The sequence below is a fragment of the Mesorhizobium sp. RSR565B genome, assembly GCF_054719465.1.
The window spans coordinates 2,179,790-2,201,698 of sequence record NZ_JBTTIE010000001.1; the positions used below are offsets into that span (position 1 = coordinate 2,179,790).

Annotated in this window: 21 protein-coding genes; 11 read left to right on the forward strand and 10 right to left on the reverse strand. The window is 62.9% G+C overall.

Annotated features, from left to right (window positions below; genetic code table 11):
- Positions 1 to 92 precede the first annotated feature (92 nt).
- The 3 genes from dnaK to pmtA all read left to right on the forward strand — a co-directional run bounded on the left by dnaK (position 93) and on the right by pmtA (position 4,082).
- The gene (dnaK, locus tag ACYG9R_RS10510) at positions 93 to 2,009 is read left to right on the forward strand and encodes a molecular chaperone DnaK (protein ID WP_023673200.1); all 1,917 of its coding nucleotides are present in this window, start codon (positions 93 to 95) and stop codon (positions 2,007 to 2,009) included.
- A gap of 219 nt (positions 2,010 to 2,228) precedes the next feature.
- The gene (dnaJ, locus tag ACYG9R_RS10515; RefSeq protein WP_023681322.1) at positions 2,229 to 3,359 is read left to right on the forward strand and encodes a molecular chaperone DnaJ; all 1,131 of its coding nucleotides are present in this window, start codon (positions 2,229 to 2,231) and stop codon (positions 3,357 to 3,359) included.
- A gap of 117 nt (positions 3,360 to 3,476) precedes the next feature.
- Positions 3,477 to 4,082, forward strand: a complete 606-nt coding sequence (pmtA, locus tag ACYG9R_RS10520; protein ID WP_023681321.1) for a phospholipid N-methyltransferase PmtA — start codon at positions 3,477 to 3,479, stop codon at positions 4,080 to 4,082.
- An 89-nt stretch (positions 4,083 to 4,171) separates the two neighbouring features.
- Here pmtA and ACYG9R_RS10525 read toward each other — a convergent pair whose 3' ends face one another.
- Positions 4,172 to 5,080, reverse strand: coding sequence for a LysR family transcriptional regulator (locus ACYG9R_RS10525; protein ID WP_023681320.1), 909 nt, complete (start codon positions 5,078 to 5,080; stop codon positions 4,172 to 4,174).
- 123 nt (positions 5,081 to 5,203) lie between these two features.
- Between ACYG9R_RS10525 and ACYG9R_RS10530 the strand changes: the two genes are divergently transcribed.
- From ACYG9R_RS10530 to ACYG9R_RS10545, 4 genes are all read left to right on the forward strand, one after another.
- A complete protein-coding gene (locus ACYG9R_RS10530; RefSeq protein ID WP_023681319.1) occupies positions 5,204 to 5,815 on the forward strand; it encodes a LysE family translocator in 612 nt (203 codons plus the stop codon).
- 120 nt (positions 5,816 to 5,935) lie between these two features.
- Complete coding sequence (locus tag ACYG9R_RS10535; RefSeq protein WP_023673195.1) at positions 5,936 to 6,532, forward strand: NADPH-dependent FMN reductase; 597 nt, start codon at positions 5,936 to 5,938, stop codon at positions 6,530 to 6,532.
- Positions 6,529 to 7,242, forward strand: coding sequence for an orotidine-5'-phosphate decarboxylase (gene pyrF, locus ACYG9R_RS10540; RefSeq protein ID WP_023681318.1), 714 nt, complete (start codon positions 6,529 to 6,531; stop codon positions 7,240 to 7,242). Before ACYG9R_RS10535 ends, pyrF begins: the two co-directional genes overlap by 4 nt.
- Positions 7,243 to 7,255: 13 nt before the next feature.
- A complete protein-coding gene (locus ACYG9R_RS10545) occupies positions 7,256 to 7,543 on the forward strand; it encodes a DUF1330 domain-containing protein (protein WP_023681317.1) in 288 nt (95 codons plus the stop codon).
- 18 nt (positions 7,544 to 7,561) lie between these two features.
- Here ACYG9R_RS10545 and ACYG9R_RS10550 read toward each other — a convergent pair whose 3' ends face one another.
- From ACYG9R_RS10550 to ACYG9R_RS10585, 8 genes are all read right to left on the reverse strand, one after another.
- Positions 7,562 to 8,818 carry a low temperature requirement protein A gene (locus ACYG9R_RS10550; protein ID WP_031199378.1) on the reverse strand — a complete coding sequence of 419 codons (1,257 nt, stop codon included), beginning with the start codon at positions 8,816 to 8,818 and terminating at the stop codon, positions 7,562 to 7,564.
- 91 nt (positions 8,819 to 8,909) lie between these two features.
- Positions 8,910 to 9,971 (reverse strand): D-alanine--D-alanine ligase family protein, encoded by a 1,062-nt coding sequence (locus ACYG9R_RS10555; protein ID WP_023681315.1) that lies wholly within the window; start codon positions 9,969 to 9,971, stop codon positions 8,910 to 8,912.
- Between the two features lie 95 nt (positions 9,972 to 10,066).
- Entirely contained in the window at positions 10,067 to 10,942 is an 876-nt protein-coding gene (locus ACYG9R_RS10560) for an SMP-30/gluconolactonase/LRE family protein (RefSeq protein ID WP_032886011.1), read from the reverse strand.
- The gene (locus tag ACYG9R_RS10565; RefSeq protein WP_023824015.1) at positions 10,942 to 11,583 is read right to left on the reverse strand and encodes a 2-dehydro-3-deoxy-6-phosphogalactonate aldolase; all 642 of its coding nucleotides are present in this window, start codon (positions 11,581 to 11,583) and stop codon (positions 10,942 to 10,944) included. The genes ACYG9R_RS10560 and ACYG9R_RS10565 overlap by 1 nt, the downstream gene beginning before the upstream one ends.
- Positions 11,584 to 11,605: 22 nt before the next feature.
- The gene (locus ACYG9R_RS10570) at positions 11,606 to 12,550 is read right to left on the reverse strand and encodes a 2-dehydro-3-deoxygalactonokinase (RefSeq protein ID WP_031199379.1); all 945 of its coding nucleotides are present in this window, start codon (positions 12,548 to 12,550) and stop codon (positions 11,606 to 11,608) included.
- Positions 12,551 to 12,555: 5 nt separating this feature from the next.
- Entirely contained in the window at positions 12,556 to 13,323 is a 768-nt protein-coding gene (locus ACYG9R_RS10575; protein ID WP_023701956.1) for an SDR family NAD(P)-dependent oxidoreductase, read from the reverse strand.
- Positions 13,324 to 13,492: 169 nt separating this feature from the next.
- The gene (locus tag ACYG9R_RS10580) at positions 13,493 to 14,842 is read right to left on the reverse strand and encodes a putative bifunctional diguanylate cyclase/phosphodiesterase (RefSeq protein ID WP_023681311.1); all 1,350 of its coding nucleotides are present in this window, start codon (positions 14,840 to 14,842) and stop codon (positions 13,493 to 13,495) included.
- Positions 14,843 to 14,942: 100 nt separating this feature from the next.
- Positions 14,943 to 16,742, reverse strand: coding sequence for a hypothetical protein (locus ACYG9R_RS10585; RefSeq protein WP_023824017.1), 1,800 nt, complete (start codon positions 16,740 to 16,742; stop codon positions 14,943 to 14,945).
- A 124-nt stretch (positions 16,743 to 16,866) separates the two neighbouring features.
- Here ACYG9R_RS10585 and ACYG9R_RS10590 point away from each other — a divergent pair, with 124 nt between their 5' ends.
- The 3 genes from ACYG9R_RS10590 (at position 16,867) to gshB (ending at position 19,338) form a co-directional block, all read left to right on the forward strand.
- A complete protein-coding gene (locus ACYG9R_RS10590; RefSeq protein WP_023755346.1) occupies positions 16,867 to 17,871 on the forward strand; it encodes a glycosyltransferase in 1,005 nt (334 codons plus the stop codon).
- A 4-nt stretch (positions 17,872 to 17,875) separates the two neighbouring features.
- Positions 17,876 to 18,250: a GtrA family protein gene (locus tag ACYG9R_RS10595; protein ID WP_023681308.1), complete on the forward strand. Its 375-nt coding sequence runs from the start codon at positions 17,876 to 17,878 to the stop codon at positions 18,248 to 18,250.
- A 134-nt stretch (positions 18,251 to 18,384) separates the two neighbouring features.
- Positions 18,385 to 19,338, forward strand: coding sequence for a glutathione synthase (gshB, locus tag ACYG9R_RS10600; RefSeq protein WP_023824018.1), 954 nt, complete (start codon positions 18,385 to 18,387; stop codon positions 19,336 to 19,338).
- Between the two features lie 92 nt (positions 19,339 to 19,430).
- Here gshB and ACYG9R_RS10605 read toward each other — a convergent pair whose 3' ends face one another.
- Positions 19,431 to 20,504, reverse strand: coding sequence for a glycosyltransferase family 2 protein (locus ACYG9R_RS10605; protein ID WP_196813593.1), 1,074 nt, complete (start codon positions 20,502 to 20,504; stop codon positions 19,431 to 19,433).
- A 495-nt stretch (positions 20,505 to 20,999) separates the two neighbouring features.
- Here ACYG9R_RS10605 and ACYG9R_RS10610 point away from each other — a divergent pair, with 495 nt between their 5' ends.
- Positions 21,000 to 21,752: a glycosyltransferase gene (locus tag ACYG9R_RS10610; RefSeq protein ID WP_155923264.1), complete on the forward strand. Its 753-nt coding sequence runs from the start codon at positions 21,000 to 21,002 to the stop codon at positions 21,750 to 21,752.
- Positions 21,753 to 21,909 lie beyond the last annotated feature (157 nt).

Genomic DNA, 21,909 nt, shown 5'->3' on the forward strand with positions numbered 1-21,909 from the left:
CCGGTTGCCGGAGCGGAATTTCTTGTGAACAGGGGCTTTCGTCGGAACGCCTTACGGGTCCTGAGAGCCTGCTTAGCGGAGAGACTAGAAAAATGGCAAAAGTAATCGGTATCGATCTCGGCACCACCAACTCCTGCATCGCCATCATGGATGGCAAGGAGCCCAAGGTCATTGAAAATGCGGAAGGCGCGCGCACGACGCCTTCCATCGTCGCCATCTCGGGCGACGGCGAACGTCTCGTCGGCCAGCCGGCCAAGCGCCAGGCGGTCACCAATCCTGAAAACACCATCTTCGCGGTCAAGCGCCTGATCGGCCGCCGCTATGACGACCCGGTGACGGAGAAGGACAAGAAGCTTGTCCCCTACAAGATCGTCAAGGGCGACAATGGCGATGCCTGGGTCGAGGCCGGCGGCAAGAAGCAGTCGCCCAGCCAGATCTCGGCCATGATCCTGCAGAAGATGAAGGAAACGGCGGAGGCCTATCTCGGCGAGAAGGTCGAGAAGGCGGTCATCACCGTTCCGGCCTATTTCAATGACGCCCAGCGCCAGGCCACCAAGGACGCCGGCAAGATCGCCGGCCTTGAGGTGCTGCGCATCATCAACGAGCCGACGGCTGCAGCACTTGCCTACGGCCTCGACAAGAAGGATGGCAAGACCATTGCCGTCTATGACCTTGGCGGCGGCACGTTCGACATTTCGGTGCTCGAAATCGGCGACGGCGTGTTCGAAGTGAAGTCGACCAATGGCGACACCTTCCTCGGCGGCGAGGATTTCGACATGCGTCTCGTCGAATACCTGGCGGCCGAGTTCAAGAAGGAACAGGGCATCGACCTGAAGAACGACAAGCTTGCGCTGCAGCGCCTCAAGGAGGCGGCTGAAAAGGCCAAAATCGAGCTGTCGTCGACGACGCAGACCGAAATCAACCTGCCCTTCATCACCGCCGACGCGACCGGCCCCAAGCACCTGACACTGAAGCTGACCCGTGCCAAGTTCGAGCAGCTGGTCGACGATCTCGTCCAGCGCACCATCGAGCCCTGCAAGGCAGCGCTCAAGGATGCCGGGCTGAAGGCTGGCGAGATCGACGAAGTGGTCCTGGTCGGCGGCATGACCCGCATGCCCAAGATCCAGGAGATCGTGAAGCAGTTCTTCGGCAAGGAGCCGCACAAGGGCGTCAACCCGGATGAGGTCGTCGCACTCGGCGCCGCAATCCAGGCCGGCGTGCTGCAGGGCGACGTGAAGGACGTGCTGCTGCTCGACGTGACGCCGCTGTCGCTCGGCATCGAGACGCTGGGTGGCGTGTTTACCCGCCTGATCGAACGCAACACGACCATCCCGACCAAGAAGAGCCAGGTGTTCTCGACCGCTGAAGACAGTCAGTCGGCCGTGACCATCCGCGTCTTCCAGGGCGAGCGTGAAATGGCTGCCGACAACAAGGCGCTCGGCCAGTTCGACCTGGTCGGCATTCCGCCGGCGCCGCGCGGCGTGCCGCAGATCGAGGTCACTTTCGACATCGACGCCAACGGCATCGTCAACGTTTCGGCCAAGGACAAGGGCACCGGCAAGGAGCACCAGATCCGCATCCAGGCCTCTGGTGGCCTTTCGGACGCCGACATCGAGAAGATGGTCAAGGACGCCGAAGCCAATGCCGAGACCGACAAGCAGCGGCGCGCCTTGGTCGAGGCCCGCAACCAGGCCGAGGCGCTGGTGCACTCCTCCGAGAAGTCGCTGAAAGAATATGGCGACAAGGTTTCGGAAACCGAGCGCACGGCGATATCGGAGGCTATCACGGCGCTGAAGGCTGCTGCCGAAGGCGACGATGCCGCCGACATCGAGGCCAAGTCGCAGACGCTTGCCGAAGCATCCATGAAGCTCGGCCAGGCCATGTACGAAGCTTCGCAGAAGGAAGCGGCGGAAGCCGACGCCAAGGCGGACGCGGCCAAGGATAGCGATGTGGTCGACGCCGATTTCGAGGAAATCGACGAAAACGACGAGAAGAAGAAGTCGGCCTGACCGGTTGACGGCAAATAAAGCGGAAAGCCCGGCGCAAAGCCGGGCTTTTTTGCAACCCTCGCTGAAAAAGTGCGGGCCTTGCCGAAAAAGTCACTGAAAAACACAGGCACAAGCGCGCCGGCCCTAGCATCCGGGCAGCACCGCTCCTAAATCGAGACAACGTGCCGGCAAACGACGCAACATGCATCAAGACGTTGAGCATCCGGACTGCGGGAAAAGATGAAAGCTGATTTCTACGAGACGCTGGGCGTGCAAAAGGGCGCCGACGAGAAGGAGCTCAAGAGCGCTTTCCGCAAGCTGGCCATGCAGTTCCATCCCGACCGCAATCCCGGCGATCACTCATGCGAGCATAAGTTCAAGGAAATCAACGAAGCCTACGAAACGCTGAAGGACCCGCAGAAGCGCGCGGCCTATGACCGTTTCGGTCACGCCGCCTTCGAGCAGGGCGGCATGAATGGCGGCGCGCAAGGTTTTGGCGCCGGCGGCTTCGCCGACATTTTCGAAGATATTTTCGGCGACATGATGGGCGGGCGCCAGCGCCGCTCGTCGGGCGGCCGCGAACGCGGCGCCGATTTGCGCTACAATATGGAAATCACGCTGGAAGAAGCGTTTGCCGGCAAGACCGCGCAAATCCGCGTGCCGGCCTCGATCTCATGCACGGAATGCTCCGGGACCGGCGCCAAGCCCGGCACCCAGCCGGTGACCTGCTCGATGTGCCATGGCCACGGCAAGGTACGAGCGACGCAAGGCTTCTTCTCGATCGAGCGTACCTGCCCGCAATGCCAAGGCCGCGGCCAGACGATCAAGGACCCGTGCCCGAAATGCGCCGGCCAGGGCCGCGTCACCGAGGAACGCTCGCTGTCGGTCAATATCCCGGCCGGCATCGAGGACGGCACCCGCATCCGGCTTGCCAATGAGGGCGAGGCGGGCCTGCGCGGCGGCCCATCGGGCGACCTCTATATTTTCCTGGCGGTGAAGCCGCATGAATTCTTCCAGCGCGACGGCGCCGATCTCTACTGCAAGGTGCCGATATCGATGACGACGGCCGCCCTTGGCGGCTCGTTCGAGGTGACGACGCTGGACGGCAGTCAGACCAAGGTGAAAGTGACCGAAGGCACGCAGAACGGCCGCCAGTTCCGCCTCAAGGGCAAGGGCATGCCGGTGCTGCGCCAGCCCAATGTCGGCGACCTCTATATCCAGACCGCGGTCGAAACGCCGCAAAACCTGTCGCGCCGCCAGCGCGAGTTGCTGGAAGAGTTCGAGCAGCTGTCGTCGAAGGACAATTCGCCCCAGTCGAGCGGCTTTTTCGCCCGCATGAAGGACTTTTTCGAATCCTTCGGCGAGCACTGAACCCAAGCCAAGGCCGCCACGCTTCCCAAACGTCATCAACATCTTATGCCAGATCGCGCCTTGCCTTGGACCTGTTAGCTGCTAAGTAGCGTTCGGGGAGTGTTGAGGAGAACTTGCATGGCACGTGGTCCGGGATTGCGGAAGGCGCTGGCGGAAAAGTTCGACGACGAACTCAAATTCTTCAAAGGCTGGATCGACAAGCCGAAGTCGGTCGGTTCGATCGTGCCGACAAGCTCCGTCACCGCCCGCAAGATGGCTTCCATCGTCAATCCGAAGTCCGGCCTGCCGGTGCTTGAAGTCGGCCCCGGCACAGGCGTCATCACGCGTGCAATCCTCGCCCAGGGCGTTAAGCCCGAAAACCTCTACGCGGTCGAATATTCCACCGATTTCGTGCGCCATCTGCGCCAGCTCTATCCCGGCGTCAACGTCATCGAGGGCGATGCCTTCAATCTCAACGCCACGCTTGGCGAGAAGAGCGGTATGGTTTTCGATTCCGTCGTCTCCGGCGTGCCGCTGCTCAATTTCCCGGTCGCACAGCGGATCGCCTATATTGAAAGCCTGCTAGACCGCATCCCGGTTGGACGGCCGATCGTGCAGCTGACCTATGGGCCGTTGTCGCCGATCCCGCCCGGCCGCGGCAATTACACGGTCAAGCATTTCGACTTCATCTTCCGCAACATCCCGCCGACGCAGCTGTGGATCTACCGGCGCGAAGCGCATTAGCTGGTATTGGGGGCGGGAGAAGTCTCTGGCGCCTTGTAGAGGATCGACGTCTCCCGAAGGAAGCTCGATTGAGGGTCGATCCTTGACTGTTATCCGCCTCGCAAACTCGTGGCGACCTCTCTGATCGCCGCGCACATGGCCCGCACGGCCGTTGCTTCGGCGCTGCTGGAGAACAGAAGCAGCAGAGGCCGACGCGCACGCGGCTCCAGAGGACGCCTCGCGACGGTTCGCTGCCAATCGGCCGGAAACGCCAGGCCTGGCGCAATCGACAAACCGCGCCCGGCCCCAACCAGAGCAAGCAGCGCCGCCATATCGCTCGCCGACAGGATGACAACTGGCGCAACGCCAAAATCCTGGAACAATTCGGCAAGCATTGGTCCGCAGCCGCCGCTCGACATGATGAATGGCTGGCCGTCGAGAGCGCGGATCGGAAATGACCCGCCTTGGACTGAGTTCTTTTGCGATGACGCTACAAAGAGTTCGTCGTCGACAAGTTCCTCGGCTTGGCAATTGCCGGCGATGTAGGACAGTCCAATATCGGCGGCACCGCGATCGACCCACTCCGCCACCTCGGTATCCGTGCCCAAGAGCAGTTCGACAGCAAGCTCCGGGTGCCGGACGGAAGTAATGTTCAACGCATATGGAGCAATCTTTACCGAGGCGCTGCTGACCAGCGCGAGCCGTACTCTGCCTTTGATGGAGTGTTCCCGTAGGCCGACAAGACGGCCTAAAGCATGCAAAGCGGCGCGCGCCGCGTCCAAAGCCGCCTCGCCGGTTGCGGTGAAAGCGACACCGCGCCGATCACGTATGACGAGGGGCGCGCCAACGATCTCCTCCAGCGCCTTCATTGCATGGCTTATGGCCGATTGAGAAAGACAGAGCCGCTCGGCGGTTTTGGTGAAGCTGCGCGTCTCGCTGAGCGATGTCAGGACGCGCACCATCGTGATGTTGATATTAGCTTTGTTCATGGCTGCCGAAATATCTTTCATTTCGCTCATATTAAAGAGCGCTGTAGGTTTTGTGAAGGTGAGGGAAACGACCCTCGAAATCGCGGCGAGCGGCTTCCTGGCCTCTCTGGCATGCAGGCGTGCGGTACGACGAGCCTGAAATTGGAGCTTCGCATGAGCTACCTTCCGCAATTCCTGACACTTGCTTCAGTGTTCCTGCTCGGCGCCATGAGCCCAGGACCCGATTTTGTAGCCGTGACTTCCCATGCGCTGATCAGCCGTCGCGCGGGGTTCCATGTGGCGCTTGGCATTGCCGCAGCGGTCATGGTGTGGGCGGCTCTCGCGATGTGTGGCCTGGGCCTCGTACTGACGCAGATTGCATGGGCTCACCTTGCCGTCCGGATCGCCGGTGCCGTGTATCTCGGTTACCTGGGCAGCAAGATCCTTTTGTCGGCTTGGCAGGCGCAGCCACCGCTGGCCGTCAGTGGCGCAGAGACTACGGCTCCTTGGCGAAGCGGCTTCGTTGTCGGAATTACAAATCCGAAGACGGCCGCCTTCTTCGCGAGCCTGTTCATATCGGTATTGCCGATGCAGGCTCCGATCTGGGTCCAGGCAGTGTCGCTGGCCATAATCGGGCTGGTCGCGATGGCGTGGTTTGGGCTTGTCGCGCTAATGTTCTCCACAAGAACGGTTCGGGCGGTATATGGCAGCGTCCGCAGGCCGATAGATGCCTTGCTCGGAGTTGCACTCATCGCGCTGAGTGCAAGAATTGCGGTCACCCACTAGCAATAGCCCAGCTGCTCGGCACACCTTCGCGCGCCTGCCCCCCGATCGTTTCCGTTTTTTGAGCCAGTGCGTTGATTTGCGCAGCCTCTGGCTGTACCTGTCCGGGAACAAGAGTGGCCAATGGCTGTGATCGCGAAAATCCTCGTCTTCGCCGGCTCGGTGCGCAGCGGCGCCTTCAGCGGCAGGACCGCCGATGTGGCGCAGAAGGAGCTGGCCATGCAAGGCGCCGAGGTGACGCGCATTTCGCTGGCCGACTATCCGCTGCCGATCATCGACGAGGACCTCGAAAAGGAAAAAGGCGTTCCCGACAACGCCGTGAAGCTCGGCCGGCTGATCGCCGCCCATGACGGGCTGCTGATCGCGACGCCGGAATATAATGGCTCGATCCCGCCACTGCTCAAGAACACGATCGACTGGGTAAGCCGGGTGCGCCTCGATGGCGGCTGGCCGGTGAGGCCGCTTGTCGGCAAGGTCGCCGGCCTGTGCTCGTCTTCCAACGGACATTTCGCCGGGATCCGCTGCATCAACCATCTGCGCGCCGTGCTGGTGCGCTGCCAGTTGGAGATGGTGACGCCGGAATGCTCGGTATCCGATGGCGGCAGTGCCTTCGACGGCGACGGCAATTTCAGGGATGAGAGACTGACCAAATCGATGGAGCACCTATGCCGCACGCTGATCGAAACCTCGCGCATGCTGTCGACCCGGACCGGGGCATGATTTCCACAGCCATGCAGGCCCATACCATGAGAGAAAGGCTGATCGTCGGCCTCGACGTGCCGACGGTGAAAGAGGCCGAACAGGCGGTGCAGGAGCTCGACGGCGTCGTCTCCTTCTACAAGATCGGCTATCAGCTGGCCTTCGCCGGCGGGCTCGACTTCGCCAGGGAGTTGGCCAGCGGCGGCACGAAAATCTTCCTCGACATGAAGCTGCTCGACATCGACCACACGGTGGCGAAGGGTGTCGAGAACATCGTGCGCATGGGCATGACCATGCTGACCATCCACGCCTATCCCAAGGCGATGCGAGCCGCGGTGGAGGCCGCCAGGGGCAGCGACCTCTGCCTGCTGGCGGTCAGCGTGCTGACCTCGATGGACGAGCAGGACGTGATCGACGCCGGCTATGAATACGACCCTCACACGCTGGTGCTGAGACGCGCCGAACAGGCGCTGCATGCCGGCATGGGCGGCGTCGTCTGCTCGGCCGAGGAGGCGGAAGCGGTGCGCCGCATCGTCGGACCCGACCTGGCGGTGGTGACACCGGGGATACGGCCCAAGGGCAGCGACCATGGCGACCAGAAACGCGTGGTGACGCCCGGCCAGGCGATCCGCAACGGCTCCAGCCATCTTGTTGTGGGCCGGCCAATCGTGGCGGCAAGCGACAGGCGCGCGGCGGCGGAAGTCATACTGGAAGAGATGCGCGCCGCGTAACGAGGAGAAGAAAATGCCCAAGGGATACTGGATAGCCCGCGTCGATGTGCGCGACGCCGAAGGCTACAAGGACTATGTCGCTGCCGCCAAGCTCGCTTTCGACCGTTTCGACGTGAAGTTCCTTGCCCGTGGCGGTGAGCATGAAAAGGCCGAGGGGCCTGGCCGCGCCCGCAATGTCATTATCGAGTTCGAATCGCTCAGCGCGGCGCACGATTGCTACCACTCGCCGGAGTACCAGCGCGCCGTCGCCATCCGTCAGAAAGTAGCCGATGGCGAGATCGTGCTGGTCGAGGGTATCTGACGCGCGAAGCTGCTCTGCTCAGTGCGGCGCTTCCTCCTGCGCCAGCACCTCCAGTTGATGGCGGTGCCCCGACAGCTCATAGCCGACAACGGTGACGGCCGGCGCTAGCGTGAGTAAGATGAGGCAGACCGCCATGTCGACGCCGGCAAGGGCGGCGATGATGGCAAGTGCGACGACCGCAGCCGTTCCCGCCAGCAGCCAGACATGGAGGGGATCGAAGCGCTGGACGAGATAATAAAAATACAGCGCGTACATCGCCCCCAGGAACACGCCTAGCGGAATGGCGACCGAGAGCAGGGTCGCTACCGGGCCGATATGGGCCTTGTGCTCGATGAAATAGGCCGCGACATGCAGCCCGGCGCCGGTGGCGACGATGGCCGCCACGATCAGCATCTGGCCATAGCCCCAGACAAAAGAGCGATTGCGGTGCTGGTGCAGCACCGTCCCCGAGGGCAGCATGTAGTAGACCCACCACATGCCGAAGGTGAGACCCATTCCGGCAATGCCGATCAAGGCGGCATCGAGGTTCCAGCCCTGCTCCTCGACCGCGGCCGACAGCGTCGCCAGCGTGCCGACCACCCCTTCGCCCAGCGCGATGATGGCGAACAGGCTGTAGCGCTCGGCGACGTGATGCGCGTGCCAGGGCGTGCCGCCATCCCGGCGTTCGGCGATGACCGGTCCGGCAAGCTCGATGAGAAGCAGGACCGCGCCGAAGGCCAGGCTCGTCGCCAGCGAGAAATCGACGAGGATCTGCACCACCCAGCCGATCTGGGCGATCGCGATGGCGATGGCATAGGTGAGACAGGCACGCCGCCGCCCAAGGTCCTGCCGCGCCGCGCGCAGCCATTGGAAGATCATGGCGACGCGCATGATGACGTAGCCCAGCACCATGACCGAATTGTTGAGGTGTTCGCCATGCTCGATCGAGGCGAACATGCGCGGCAGGCCGATGGCCAGCACCAGCACGCCGATCATCTGCACCATGGTGACGAGGCGGAAGATCCAATCGTCGGTGTCATAGGCGGAGGAAAACCAGGAGAAATTGATCCACGCCCAGCAGATCGCGAAGCTGGCAAAGCCGAAGCCGATCAGCGCCGCCGCGTAGTGGCCCTCGGCCAAGGCATGCGCCAGTTGCGACGAGGCAAGGCTGAAGGCGGTGACGAAGGTCAGATCGAACAGCAGCTCGAGCGGCGTGGCGACGCGATGCGCCTCATGCGGATCGCGCCCGGCCATGCGCCTTATGTGATGATGGAGGGAGCTTGCTGGTGTGCTCATCGCGCGGCCTTGCCTGAGGACTGTCCCGCGACACTAAAGGTGGAGCAAAAGCCGTCAAGGCGCGGTAGGTCGTGCCGGTCCCCGCGGCCTTTCAGATCGCCTGTCGGTTCAGTCGGTTCGCCGCCGTCTCGGCAACCGCATCGGCCAGCGTCATGCTCCATTGCAGCCGGCAATAGGCGCGGAAATCGAAGCAGGGCAGGCCGGGACAGACTTCGAACTCGATGAGGTGGGCATGATCGGTGGCCTCGACCCTGAAATCGATGGAAAACACGTCGCGCAGGCCAAGTCCGCTGACCAGCCGCTCGGCGATGCGGCGGATGGTTGCCGCGGCTGCCGGCTGGGTGTCGGCAACCGCCTCCAGCACCGGCTCGCTGTATAGTCCAGCCGCCTTGGCGGCCTCGCCGGTGTCGCCGTAGAGCGCCATCGAGTCCGCCATGGTCTGGAAATCGCCGCCGGAGTCGACGAACGCAATGCCGAGCGCTTCCGCCCCGGCATCCGTTTGCAGCCCAAGGAAGCTGGCGCGGACATTGCGACCGCCGACATAGGGCTGGACGACGACATCGTCGCGATAAGCGGCATAGACCCGCCGGCTAAGCTCCAGCGCATGGGCCAGGTCGTTGCAGCGTGAATCCGGCCAGATGCCTACCTTGGAGCCGAGCCGGTTCGGCTTGACGAACCAGCCGGCTTCCGAAGCTGGCGGGGCGGCCAGCCAGCGGCCGTCGCGGGCCAGGCCTGCCTGCGGCGCCGGCAGGCCGAGCGCGCAAAGCACGGCGCCGGAGCGGAACTTGTCCTGGCAAAGCGCGAACAGCGCATCGTCGGCTCCGATGGTTCTAAGCCCATTCAGCCTGGCAAGTGCGGGCGCTGCAGCACCGCGGAAATAGGCAATGCCGTCGGTCAGCGTCCAGACAAGCGTGGTTGCGGGATCGGCCTTCGCCAGCGCGCTTGACGCATCGTCGAGTGCAACCGGCATGAAGGCGAGGCCGCGCCGCCCGCAAGCGGCGGTGATTTCATCGAATTCGGGCGCGAGATCGGTCGATTGCGCCAGATAGGACGAGATTTCCAGGGCGCGCTCGGCGGGAAAGCCGTCGGCGACCAGCCGGTCGAGACAGGCCTTTTCCGGCTCATGGACGAGGATCAGGGTCGGGCGCGGCATGGATCAGGACCTTCGGTGGTGTTGTCCCACCATGGCATGGCCCCTGCTTCAGACTTGCGCGAAACCGACCGAGCCGGACGCCTGCGCGACAGCGCTCAGGCGATGACCACGCGCGGCTCGAAGCGGCCGTTGACGGGGATGTCGAGCAGGAAGGTCATGCCGGCCTGTGGGTCGAGCTTGCGCTGCTTGTCGTCCTTGCCTTTCCAGGCCGAGGTCACCGCCAGCCGACCGGCCTTGGCCCCGACAAAGGCCGGGCACGAGGACTGCCCCGCCGGCACGGCAATTTCGCGCAACAATGTGCCATCTGGCGAATAGGCCTTGACCGCCTTGCCGCCCCAGACGGCGTTCCACAGCACGCCGTCGCGATCAACGACCGAGCCGTCGACAAAGCCCTTGGACGAGCGATGGTCGACGAACACTTTGGACTCGCCGACCGGCAGGCCAGTCGCCGGATCGCAGGCGACCCGCATCAAGAGGCCGGTCGAGGTATCGGTGTAATAGGCAATCGAGCCGTCTTCGGAAAAACAGATCGAATTCGATACTGTGATGCCGGTGTAAAGCGTGCGCAATTCGCCCTTGAAGAACCAGTAGATGGCGCCGGCGCCCTTCTCCTCACCCTTGCCCATCGTGCCGACCCAGAAGGCGCCGCACGGATGGACGCGCGAATCGTTGGAGCGGGTCAGCGCATTGTCGGCCTCGATAGGCGTATGCAGCGTCAGCTTGCCGGTCGAGACGTCGCGGACATGCAGGCCGGTCTCGGTGGCGATGAGCTGGCGATTGTCGTCGATAATGGCGATGGCGCTGGCCATCTGGCCGAGCTCATGGACCTTCCGCGCGCTGGACGTGACACCCTGCTCCAGCAAAAGCCCGTTGACGATGTCGAACCAGAACAGCGTGTCGGTGGCGGGATCGTAGCTCGGCCCCTCGCCGAGTTCACAGACATGGTCCGAAAAAACCGAAACCTTGTCCATCATGCCGCTCCGCCGAAGGCCGCATCCCAGGCCGTCACCGCCGCCTGCGCGCGCGAGGCCACCTCGTCGACGCTGATGCCGGGTTTGAACAGGCTGGAGCCAAGACCAAAAGCAGTCACCCCAGCGGCTTTGTAGCCGGCAAAGTCTTTGTCGGAAACGCCGCCGACGGCGCCGACCACGGTATCGGCCGGCAGCACGGCCCGCATGGCCGAAATGCCGCTAGGCCCGAGCACGCTTGCCGGGAAGAATTTGAGCGCCGAAGCCCCAAGCCTAATCGCCTGAAAAGCTTCGGTGGGGGTGAACACGCCTGGCATCGTCACCATGCCATGGTGCATGGCGCGGGCCATGACGTCGGCATCGATGTTGGGGCTGACCAGCAGCCGCCCGCCGGCCTTGGCCAAGGTGTCGACATCGGCTGAAGTCAGCACCGTGCCGGCGCCGACCAGCGTTGTCTTGGGCAAAGCGGTGACAATGCTGGCGATCGATGAAAACGGCTCCGGCGAATTGAGCGGCACCTCGATGGCTTCGATGCCGGCGTCAAACAGCGCCTGGCCGATGGCAACCGCCTCGCTGGGTTTGAGGCCGCGCAGAATGGCGACAAGACCACGCTTGAGCTTCGGGAAGGGGGCGGTCTGGGTCACGCTGTCACTCCACTCTGGTGAGTCATTTGGCGATCATGCCATTTTCCCGCGCTGCCTCGATAAGGCCGGCACGCACCGCCTCGTCGGCGTCGACCGTCCTGACGGCAAGCCCTGCAAGGTCTAGCGCCTGGCGGTAGAGGGCTGCTAGCGAGCCGGACGCAACCAGCACGATTGCGGTGGTGCTTTCGCCATAGCGGCGGCCCGCCGAGGCGATCTCGCCGCCGATCAGCAGGCCGGACAGGCAAGCGGCGGCATCGTCGGCCTTGAGGTTCTGCAGCAGGCCGGCGGCGCGGATCGAGAACAGCCGCGAGGTGACATCGCCGCCCTCGGCCAAAGCCTTGCGGCACCATTCCTGGAAGAACGGATTGTCCGGAATGACCGGCTTCGGGCTCTCGCCCAGCGAATGGCGCAGGATCGAGTGAGTGGCCAGCACCGAAAACAGCTCGCCGGTCGGCCAGGTGCAGAAGCCGTCGACCGCGCCGTCTTCGACCAGAACCCATTTCGAATGGGTGCCGGGCATGCAGACGAGATGGCGACCTTTTGCCGGCAAACCGGCGCCGGCAAGCTGGGTTTCCTCGCCGCGCATTACGTCCGGCGCATCTTCCAGGCGCTGCGCCAGGCCAGGCACGATGCGGATGTCGCGGCTCTGGCCGGGAATGCGGGCGGCCCCCGCGAGGATGGCACTGAGCGGCGCCGGCACGGTGACGTAAGGCGCTTCCAGCCAACCCTGGCGCGAGCCGGCCATGCCGCAGATGATGACCGGCAGTGTGTCAGGTGCGCCGAGCGCCGCCAGATGGCCCTCGAGGATGATCGAAAAGCCTTTTTGCTGCGCGGTGATCAACCCATCATCGCCGCGACGCTCGGCAAGCACCCCGCCCGCCTCGTCGACCAGCCAGACCCGCATGCGGGTCGTGCCCCAGTCGACGGCGGCGACTGCCGGCGTGCCTTTTGCCGGATTTTGATTCACCGGGCTCACAGGAAACCCCCGTCGACGATCAACATCTGCGCCGTCAGCATACGTGAGGCGTCGGAGGCCAGGAACAGCACTGTGCCGACGATGTCGTCGGGCTGCATGACCTGCTTGATGCATTGCTTGGCGACATGGGCGGCGAGCCTCTCCTCGGTGACCCAGAGTTCCCGCTGCCGCTCGGTGATCACCCAGCCCGGCGCAATCGCATTGACGCGGATGCCGTCGACCCCAAGCTTGCCCGCGAGACCTTTGGTGAGGCCGAGTATGCCGGCCTTGGCGGCGGTGTAGGCCGGCATATCGGGGTGGTTGATGAGATAGGAGGTTGAGGTGAAGTTGATGATCGAACCGCCGCCGGCCCGCTTCATGCCCGGCGCGACCGCCTGTGCGGTGAAGAAATGCGGGCGCAGATTGACGGCGAGATTGTTGTCCCAGAACTCGACGGTAACGTCGGCGACCTCGTGGCGTTCGTCCCAGGCGGCATTGTTGACCAGCACGGTGACGTCGCCATGCGCCTCAGCCGCTTTGGCGGCCGAAGCGCGCAACGCCTCGACGTCACGCAAATCGGTCTTGAGGTAGAGCGGTCGCCGGCCAAGTTCTTTTTCGACGCGGTCGGCAAGCAGCGTGCTTAGGCCATCGGCGATGTCGATGAAGGCGACATGGGCGCCCTGGCGAACGAAGCCCTCGGTCAGTGCCGCACCAATTCCGGAACCGCCGCCGGTGATCAGCACCGAGGCTCCCCTGAGGTCGGCAAAATCGGCCGATGGCATCATATTTTTCTCTCCCGATCCGGTCGGCGCGCATCCTATCCAGCCAAGTCCGGGGAGCAAGGGCGAAAACGGCGATTTGTTTGGCTTATGTCAGACAAAAGGACGCAAGATGGCGGCCACAGTCGATCTTGGCTCGCACCGCTGACTTGCTCGACGCAGGCAAGACCGCCGGTCAGACTGCCTTGGCGTAGAGGGCGCCGCGATAGGAATCGCGGAGGTAGCCGAGCGTGGCGTCGGCGTCGACCGGTTTGCCGAAGAGATAGCCCTGGCCGCCGGCGCAGCCGAACTGGACGAGGCGGTCGGCCTGCGCCTCCTCCTCGATGCCTTCGGCGACGACATCCATGCCGAGCCCTTCGCACATGGCCAGAATGGCGCGGATGATGTGTTCCGACGGGCGGTCGTCGAGGATCGAGGAGACGAAGGCGCGGTCGATCTTGAGCTTGTCGAAATGGAATTCGCGCAAGCGGCCGAGCGAGGACTGGCCGGTGCCGAAATCGTCGAGCGAGACTCGGATGCCGACGCGACGCAGGTCCTCGACGATCTTCTCGGCCGAGGCCGGATCGTTCATCAGGCCGGTTTCGGTGATCTCGATCTCCAGCCGTCGCGGATCGAAGCCGGTGCGGTCGAGGATCGACAATATGTGCAGGCCGGTGTTCTGGTCGACGAGTTGCGAGGGCGACAGGTTGAAGGACAGGAACAGGTCCTTCGGCCAGCTGCGCGCCGCTTCGGTCGCCTTGCGCAGCACCAGCTGCGATAGCGGGCCGATGATGCCGCGCTCTTCGGCGATCGGGATGAACACGGTCGGCGGCACCACGCCGAGGTCGCGATCGGTCCAGCGCGCCAGCGTCTCGAAGCCGATGGTGCGGCGGGTGGTCAAATCGACGATGGGCTGGAAATGCGGTTCGACCTCACCGGCCGAGACGGCACGGCGCAGCGCCTGTTCGATGCGGGTGACGCGCTTGGCCGCCTCTTCCATTTCGCGGGTGTAGACGACGACCCGGCCACGGCCCGAACGCTTGGCGTGGTAGAGCGCCGTTTCGGCCTTGTTGACGAGGATTTCCGTGGTTTCGTCGCCGGAATAAAAGAGCGAGCAGCCGACCGAGGCCGAAAGCCTGGCGGTGCGTTCGCCGACATCGTAGGGCGCCGACAGGATTTCGATCATCATGCGCGACTTCTCGGCCGCCGCTTCCTCCGAGAACACCATCGGATACAGGAAGGCGAATTCGTCGGCGCCGATGCGGCAGACCGTAGAGTGGCTGTCCATCGAGGCGCGCAGCCGCATCGCCACCTGGATCAATATGTCGTCGCCGGCCTTGTGGCCGAACAGATCGTTGATCGGCTTGAAGCCGTCGAGGTCGAGAATGCCGACCGTGAACGGCGCGGGATCGTCTGCACGGTCGCTGATCAGGCGATCGACCTTGTCGAAGAAGCGGCGATGGTTGCCAAGCCCGGTCAGCGCATCGGTGAACGCCAGATCCGAGTTTTCCCTGCTTGCCTGCCCGGTGCCAAACGTCGTTTGCATCGGTATCCCTGTTTGTGACGCCCGAAATTTAGGCTGAGACTGGCAGCAAAGCGTTTAGGAAGCGTATCGCGAAATCGATTTTTCGCTGGCGAATGATGCTTTAGCGGACGCGGTAGAGTTCGACCGGGGTTCCGCGCGTTTCGGCCACCGGTTCGAGCCAATCGGGGACGCTTCCCTGCATCAGCCTGGCCAGGAAGCCTTGCGGCGCCTTGGCGGCAAGCATCTTGCTTTCGGCGCTGCCGCGGCAGAGCGCCATCAGGCCGACGTGGTGAGCCGCCGCGATCATCCTCGCCTGGTCCGCCGATCCGAGGAAGGCATCGAGCGCAAGCAGGTCGCCGGCGATGTTGCGATGATAGGGGCCGGCAAAGACGCGGTGCCCGGAATAGGCCAGGATGGGCGAGCCGAGATTGGAAATGGCAAGCACCGTGGTGTCCGGCAGCCGGGCCAACGCCGCGAAGGAGGCCTTGCGCTCGCAGGACGGATCGCTGTCGGTGTCCTGTGCCTCGACCGAGACCTTGTTGGCCTCGAATACGCTCGACGTCGCGGCGGCAGCACCGGCCCAGACGGCATTCACCGACACCACCCAGACCGCCGCCATGCGCAGCGATACGCTGCGCGCAGGGCTGATCCTCGCCCGTTCGCGCCAGCTTGCGATCCAGGCCGACAGCGGGATGGCGGCAAAGGCGATCGAGAATGTCGAGCCGCGGACCTGCCAGGCGCTGACGATGAAGGCGCCGACCAGCAAGGCGCCGACGAGGCTGTCCTGGCGGCGCCATGGTCCGCGCAGGCGAAGCGCCATCAGCGCGATCGCCACCAGCGGCGTGACATAGCGCGCCGCCAGCGAGGCCGGCTCATTGACGGCAATACTGAACAGCGACTGCGCCTCGTCGATGTGATCGAGCCACAATTCCTTGAGGCGCGGATCGAGGTTTGCGTAGGGAGCCGCAAGGCATTGCGGAAACAGCGCCACGACGACGGCGCCCAGCACAAGCGCGAGCAGGCTAAGCGAGATCAGGCGGCGGCTGGCCGTGCCATTGGACACCGTGAGCGACGTCACGGCGGCAAGCCCCAGTCCGGCGATTGCCGCCACCACGAACTGCACAGCCGAGAAGGCATCGCACTGCGGCTGGCCCATGGCCGATGGCGGGATGGTGGTGACGAAGACGAGGGCTGAAACCCCGGCAAAGCCGAGACCGAAATCCCTGGCGATCCGGCGTTCGCCGCCGGGATCGACGACGAACAGCAAGGCGATGCAGGCGCCGATGGTGGCGACATAGGGCGCGGTTTCCATGCCGACGGCCAGCGTCAGGGCCGCGCACAGGCCGGAAATCAGCGCCGCCCAGCGACGCGCCGGCGCCTCGAGCAGCAGGCTGAGGCTGGCCATGGTCAGCGTCAGCTGGACATTGTGATGATCGAGCGCACCCGGCAAGAAAATGCCGATGAAATGCAGCGCCGCCGCGCCGATGACGATAGCGGGCAGCACGGCGCCGACGCCGGCGAAGCTGCGTGCCGCACGGGCCGTAAAAAACACCGCCAGGCAAAACAGCAGCGACGGCCACAGCACCTGTGCGATCGCTTCGGCCATGGCCATGCTGCCGGTCAGCGCCGAGGCGGCGAGGATGATGGCGGCGAGCGGTGCGTCGACCAGCCGCGACCAGTGCATGACGAAACCGCCTTCCGGCCCCATCCTGTACTGATGCAGGTCGAACCAGCCCTGGCCGGCCAGCATGTCGCGAACCTCGACCAGCCGCAGCAGGCTGTCATTGTCGCCGCCGGCATTGCTCAATTCGCGAAAGCCCGTGGCGGCATTGACGGCCAGCACCACCAGCATGGCAAGCAGCGCCAGCGTCATATCGGACTTCCAGGAGGAAGCACCCGCCTTGGCTGCGTTCATCATCATGACCTTCGTCGGAAAGACTGCGGCCTTAAACCTAGCCTTAACAGCTTCAATAAATAGTAAAGTCGCCTGAGCGAGGCCGCATATGAGCGCGGCCGGAGGCTCCGCCGGGCGTCGGGAGACGGAAATGCCGCACGAAGTCCGCCATGAGCCGGCCATTGCCGTGCTCCTGCCTTGCTACAATGAGGAACTGACCATCGCCGAGGTGGTGCGGCGCTTTCGCGAGACGCTGCCATCGGCCGACATCTATGTCTATGACAACAATTCCAGGGATTTGACCGCGCTCAAGGCGCGCGCAGCGGGCGCCATCGTCGTCCGCGAGCCGCGCCAGGGCAAGGGCAATGTCGTGCGGCGCATGTTCGCCGACATCGATGCGGACATCTATCTGATGGCCGATGGCGACGGCACCTATGCGCCGGAAGATGCCTCGCTGCTGATCAACATCCTGCAGACCGAGCGCTGCGACATGGTGGTTGGCACCAGGCGCGGCGTCACCGACGATGCCGGCCGTTCCGGCCATGCCTTCGGCAACCGCATCTTCAACAGCCTCTACAAGCGGCTGTTCGGCGCCGACTTCACCGACATCTTCTCCGGCTACCGCGTCTTCTCGAGGCGTTTCGTCAAGAGCTTTCCCGCGGTTTCCGGCGGCTTCGAGATCGAGACCGAAATGTCGGTGCATGCCTCGCAGCTCAAACTGCCGGTGAGCGAGATCGCGCTCGATTATGGCCGCCGGCCTGAGGGATCGTCGTCGAAGCTGTCGACCTATCGCGACGGCGCCAGGATCCTGTGGATGTTCGCCATGCTGATGAAGGAAACGCAGCCGCTGCGCTTCTTCGGCGCCTTCGCGATTTTCTTCCTGGCGTCGAGCCTTGCCCTGATGACGCCGGTGCTGATCGAATTCGCCCAGACCGGCCTCGTGCCGCGCATGCCGACCTGGGTGCTGTCGGTCGGCCTGCTGCTGCTCTCGATGCTTGCGATGGTGACCGGACTGATCCTCGATTCGGTATCGCGCGGACGCGCCGAGCAGAAACGCATTTTCTATCTCTCGGTTCCGTCGGGCCGGGTCGAACGGCGCGAACGCACGAGCGAAACAGCGAAGGCCGAACCGGGCAAGACGCCCCGGGCCGCCTGAGGCCGTGAGCCGGCTCGCCCGCTTCGTCCTGGCCGGCGGCGTTGGTTTCGTCGCCGATGCCGCGGTGCTCTGGCTGCTCTTGGCGGTGACGCCGCTCGGTCCCTTCGTCGCCCGTGTCCTGTCGATCGGCTTTGCGCTGTGCGTCACCTGGCAGATCAACCGGCACCTGACCTTTTCGCCGTCGAGCCGCGGCGTGGCGCAGGAGGGCGCGCGCTATGGCGGCGTCGGCATCGCCACCAGCATTGTCAACTATCTCGTCTACTGCGCCATCCTGTTCGCGCTGCCGGCAATGCCGCCGCTGGCGGCACTTGCCGTCGCCTCGCTGGTCGCCATGGCGCTGTCCTTCCTCGGTTACTCCCGGCTGGTCTTCGACCGGTAAAGGTCTGGGCCAAGCAAGCGCGATTGGCAGAAGCCGCCAAGTTCCGTATATCGGCGACTTGCCTTGCCGCAATTCCGGACGGAAAACCGCTACGCACTTTTCCTGGACTTGCTCGACCCGCTGGAGACCAAAAGATGACCCTGAAGATCGCCGTCCAGATGGACCATGTCTCCACCGTCTCGATTGCCGGCGACACGTCTTTTGCGCTGTCGCTGGAGGCGCAGCGGCGCGGCCACCAATTGTTCCACTACACGCCCGACCGGCTGTCGATGCTGGGCGGCAAGGTGTTTGCCCGCATCGAAGAGATGAAGCTCCGCGACGAGAAGGGCAATCATTATACGCTGGGCGACAAGGTGCGCACCGACCTGTCGGAGATGGATGTGATCCTGCTGCGCCAGGATCCGCCCTTCGACATGAATTACATCACCACCACGCACATTCTGGAGCGCATTCGCCCGAAGACGTTGGTCGTCAACGACCCGGCCTGGGTGCGCAACAGCCCGGAAAAGATCTTCGTCACCGAATTCCCCGATCTGATGCCCGAAACGCTGATCACCAAGGATCCCCAGGAGGTCGCGGCGTTCAGAAAAGAGTTCGGCGACATCATCGTCAAGCCGCTCTACGGCAATGGCGGCGCCGGCATCTTCCATCTCAAGGAGGGCGACCGCAACCTCGCCTCACTGCTCGAAATGTTCGCCCAGCTGTCACGCGAGCCCTATATCGTCCAGCGCTATCTCAAGGATGTGCGCAAGGGGGACAAGCGCATCATCCTGATCGACGGCGAGGCGGTCGGCGCCATCAACCGCGTGCCGGCCGACCACGATTCCCGCTCCAACATGCATGTCGGCGGCCGCGCCGAAAAGACCGAGCTGACGCAACGCGAACGCGAAATCTGCGCCCGCATCGGCCCGTCCCTGAAAGAACGCGGCTTCATCCTGGTCGGCATCGACGTGATCGGCGACTACATGACCGAGATCAACGTGACCTCGCCAACCGGCGTGCGCGAAGTGCAACGCTTCGGCGGCGCGGATATTGCAAGCCTGTTCTGGGACGCGGTGGAGGCGAAGCGGCGGAATTTGGCCGCGTAGTGTGCGTTGCTACGGAGAACTTTGGTGGGTCCAGAGAAGCATCGAAAGATGCTCTTTATCGGGTAAGACTGCCGAGCAAGCGGCTCATCAAATCAAACTATGTCCCGGAAGCGCCGAGGCCTCAGTTTCGGAGGAAGGAGACCGATAAGTCTGGTCTGCAATTTTCGCTGAGGTGTTGCCCAGTCTTTCAGCAGAAAACCCGCATCGGAGTTCTTTTCCAGCAATGCAAAAGCCGCAGACAGTCCGATCAGGTCGACCAAGGTCCTGCGCATTGAGTGGCGGGAGATTAAATGCGCCAGTCCCGGCGCCACTTCGCACCAACGATTGGCCAGTGCCCGCCGTATCGCTATTTCAGTATCAGGCGACATCCTGCCGAGGCCAACTCCGGTACCCAGGATGCGCCCGTCCGCCCAGCCATTGCCGCCGTGAAGCCGATAACTGCCAAGAGCCCGCCCAATCCTCACGGTTCCGCCGATCATATGGGCGGCACGAGCCATATAACCATCGGCACATATCCTTATTTCGTCCGGATCGGATGGACGCATGATTTCAAGCGGAGCTCGACGAAACATCATCCCCGATGTGGTTGACCAAAACCAACCCACGGTACCCCGATCAATAAATAATAATGTCGGGTCAGCTTCGGTGTCGACATGCAGGTAGCCGCTCATTTTCGGCATCGATCGCGGGTCGTTCAGGTGGAATACGGGATGACCGCCCGCAAGCAGGTTGCCGGCCGTATCTATCACCACCTCATCGGAGCTCGACATTGCCGCGATACGGGTTTGGTTGAGATGCGCTCTCACATGGCATTCTATGAAGTCAGGATGCCAAGCATCGTCACCGTCAAGAAACGAGATCAGGGGCCCGGCTGTCGCGTCAAGCCCGGTCATCATTGCTGTCAACTGCCCGCCATTTTGCAGTCGGGGCAGAAAGCGGAAACGACTGTCGCCAAGCTGGGACAGACACTCTTCAATCCTTCGGCGGGAACCGTCGGTCGAAAAATCATCGACCACCACGCATTCGAACGCAGTGTATGTCTGCGCCGCTACGGATCGGATCGCAGTGTCGATGAATGCCTCTTGATTGAAACAGCCTACGCAAACGGATACGGTTGGTAGCGCGATGTGAGAACCAGCTCCGCTTGGGACGATGTTTTCTTTCAAGAGGCGCTTCTCCGTACACCAGATTTGATCGCCTGAGATATTCCGTCGATCAACTGGCGGTGTTTCTTTGCCAGATTTCTCTCTATCGAAGCGAGTTTTTCTCCGCACTCAAGATCGCAATTGCCGCATGTTGACCCTACAGCACGGGTATCGCCCTCCTACCAAATTCGAGATTGTCAGAGCCATGCTGCGTCATGGCCACAACCTCAGAAAAGGGCACCCTTCCGCGAAGTCGCAACCTGCTCTTCAGGCCAGTTTGCTGTCGGACGATCCGTTCATATCTATTCGGGAATGTCCGGTACGCCGCTCGGACTAGCAAGTCATATGCCTTTCCGTCCACGCAGCCACCGCGCCTGGTTTCTCATCTCGCCAACCTGGTCCATCGAAAACAGTGCTAGCGTCAAAACCATCCGGACCTATGCCGTTCTGCATAGACTCAAGAACCCCCGTCACTCGCTAATCTTCCTATCCAACACTCAGGCAGAGGCTGATCTGTTGAACCAGTCCGGCGAGGCCGCCGTCCTGCACAACAAGACGTCAACAACCTCCGAACACATATTCAGGCCTCTCGATGACGTCCCTGTAGAATTTGATGCAATCTACAATGCGCAGCTGGCTCCGTGGAAGCGCCATGACTTGTCGCTTGGCATCCAGCGTTGCGCATTTGTCTTCTATCGAGATTCAAGCGGATCCTCCACGACGGAGTCGGAAAGAGCGCGAATAAATCGGCATAGGGAGCTCGCGCCGCATCACGTCTTTATCAACGAGTTTGACGGCACCGGCAAGCCTGTCCGATTGGCACCGGCTCAGGTGAACACGCATCTAAATCGTGCAGCCGTGGGAATCTGTCTCTCTCACCTGGAAGGACCAATGTTCGCAAGCACGGAATATCTTCTCGCGGGGCTTCCAGTGGTCACGACGCCGAACCATGGCGGCCGAGACCTTTATCTGGATGATGACTATTCGCTTACAGTTCCACCCGATCCTCGATCCATCGCGGAGGCTGTCTTAGCGCTGAAGGAGCGACGAATTCCCCGGGATTACATTCGTTCGCAAACTTTGAAACGAATCGAACGAGACCGCGGGCGGTTCATAGACCTTGTAAACGAGATTTTTCTGGAGAGCGGCTCTTCGCGCCGGATCGCCCTGCCTTGGCCTTTCAGATATCCTGTCATGGAGTGGCTTCCACCGCAGGTCGCGATCGATCGATCGCTTTCAGGTTCGGTCGATGCCTTCATCACCGCTTAGAAGCAACACCCTCAGATTGCCGAAGGGCCTAGGCGCTTGTTAACGCGGTCGAGGAGGCGGAGCAGCCGTTCCATTTGGCTTAACCATCTTCCGTTTTTGCAACCGGCACAGCGCGCTGCAACCACGATCGCATGTTCCTGTAATGTTCTTGCCTTGG

What these genes read in the sequence shown, in the direction of transcription:
- ACYG9R_RS10545 (WP_023681317.1), top strand. Translation starts at nt 7,256, where the DNA reads ATGCCCAAGGGATACTGGATAGCCCGCGTCGATGTGCGCGACGCCGAA.
- pmtA (WP_023681321.1), top strand. Translation starts at nt 3,477, where the DNA reads ATGGCACGTGGTCCGGGATTGCGGAAGGCGCTGGCGGAAAAGTTCGAC.
- ACYG9R_RS10530 (WP_023681319.1), top strand. Translation starts at nt 5,204, where the DNA reads ATGAGCTACCTTCCGCAATTCCTGACACTTGCTTCAGTGTTCCTGCTC.
- ACYG9R_RS10560 (WP_032886011.1), bottom strand. Translation starts at nt 10,942, where the DNA reads ATGGACAAGGTTTCGGTTTTTTCGGACCATGTCTGTGAACTCGGCGAG.
- ACYG9R_RS10535 (WP_023673195.1), top strand. Translation starts at nt 5,936, where the DNA reads ATGGCTGTGATCGCGAAAATCCTCGTCTTCGCCGGCTCGGTGCGCAGC.
- ACYG9R_RS10575 (WP_023701956.1), bottom strand. Translation starts at nt 13,323, where the DNA reads ATGATGCCATCGGCCGATTTTGCCGACCTCAGGGGAGCCTCGGTGCTG.
- pyrF (WP_023681318.1), top strand. Translation starts at nt 6,529, where the DNA reads ATGATTTCCACAGCCATGCAGGCCCATACCATGAGAGAAAGGCTGATC.
- ACYG9R_RS10585 (WP_023824017.1), bottom strand. Translation starts at nt 16,742, where the DNA reads ATGATGATGAACGCAGCCAAGGCGGGTGCTTCCTCCTGGAAGTCCGAT.
- dnaK (WP_023673200.1), top strand. Translation starts at nt 93, where the DNA reads ATGGCAAAAGTAATCGGTATCGATCTCGGCACCACCAACTCCTGCATC.
- gshB (WP_023824018.1), top strand. Translation starts at nt 18,385, where the DNA reads ATGACCCTGAAGATCGCCGTCCAGATGGACCATGTCTCCACCGTCTCG.
- ACYG9R_RS10555 (WP_023681315.1), bottom strand. Translation starts at nt 9,971, where the DNA reads ATGCCGCGCCCGACCCTGATCCTCGTCCATGAGCCGGAAAAGGCCTGT.
- ACYG9R_RS10525 (WP_023681320.1), bottom strand. Translation starts at nt 5,080, where the DNA reads ATGAGCGAAATGAAAGATATTTCGGCAGCCATGAACAAAGCTAATATC.
- ACYG9R_RS10590 (WP_023755346.1), top strand. Translation starts at nt 16,867, where the DNA reads ATGCCGCACGAAGTCCGCCATGAGCCGGCCATTGCCGTGCTCCTGCCT.
- ACYG9R_RS10550 (WP_031199378.1), bottom strand. Translation starts at nt 8,818, where the DNA reads ATGAGCACACCAGCAAGCTCCCTCCATCATCACATAAGGCGCATGGCC.
- ACYG9R_RS10580 (WP_023681311.1), bottom strand. Translation starts at nt 14,842, where the DNA reads ATGCAAACGACGTTTGGCACCGGGCAGGCAAGCAGGGAAAACTCGGAT.
- dnaJ (WP_023681322.1), top strand. Translation starts at nt 2,229, where the DNA reads ATGAAAGCTGATTTCTACGAGACGCTGGGCGTGCAAAAGGGCGCCGAC.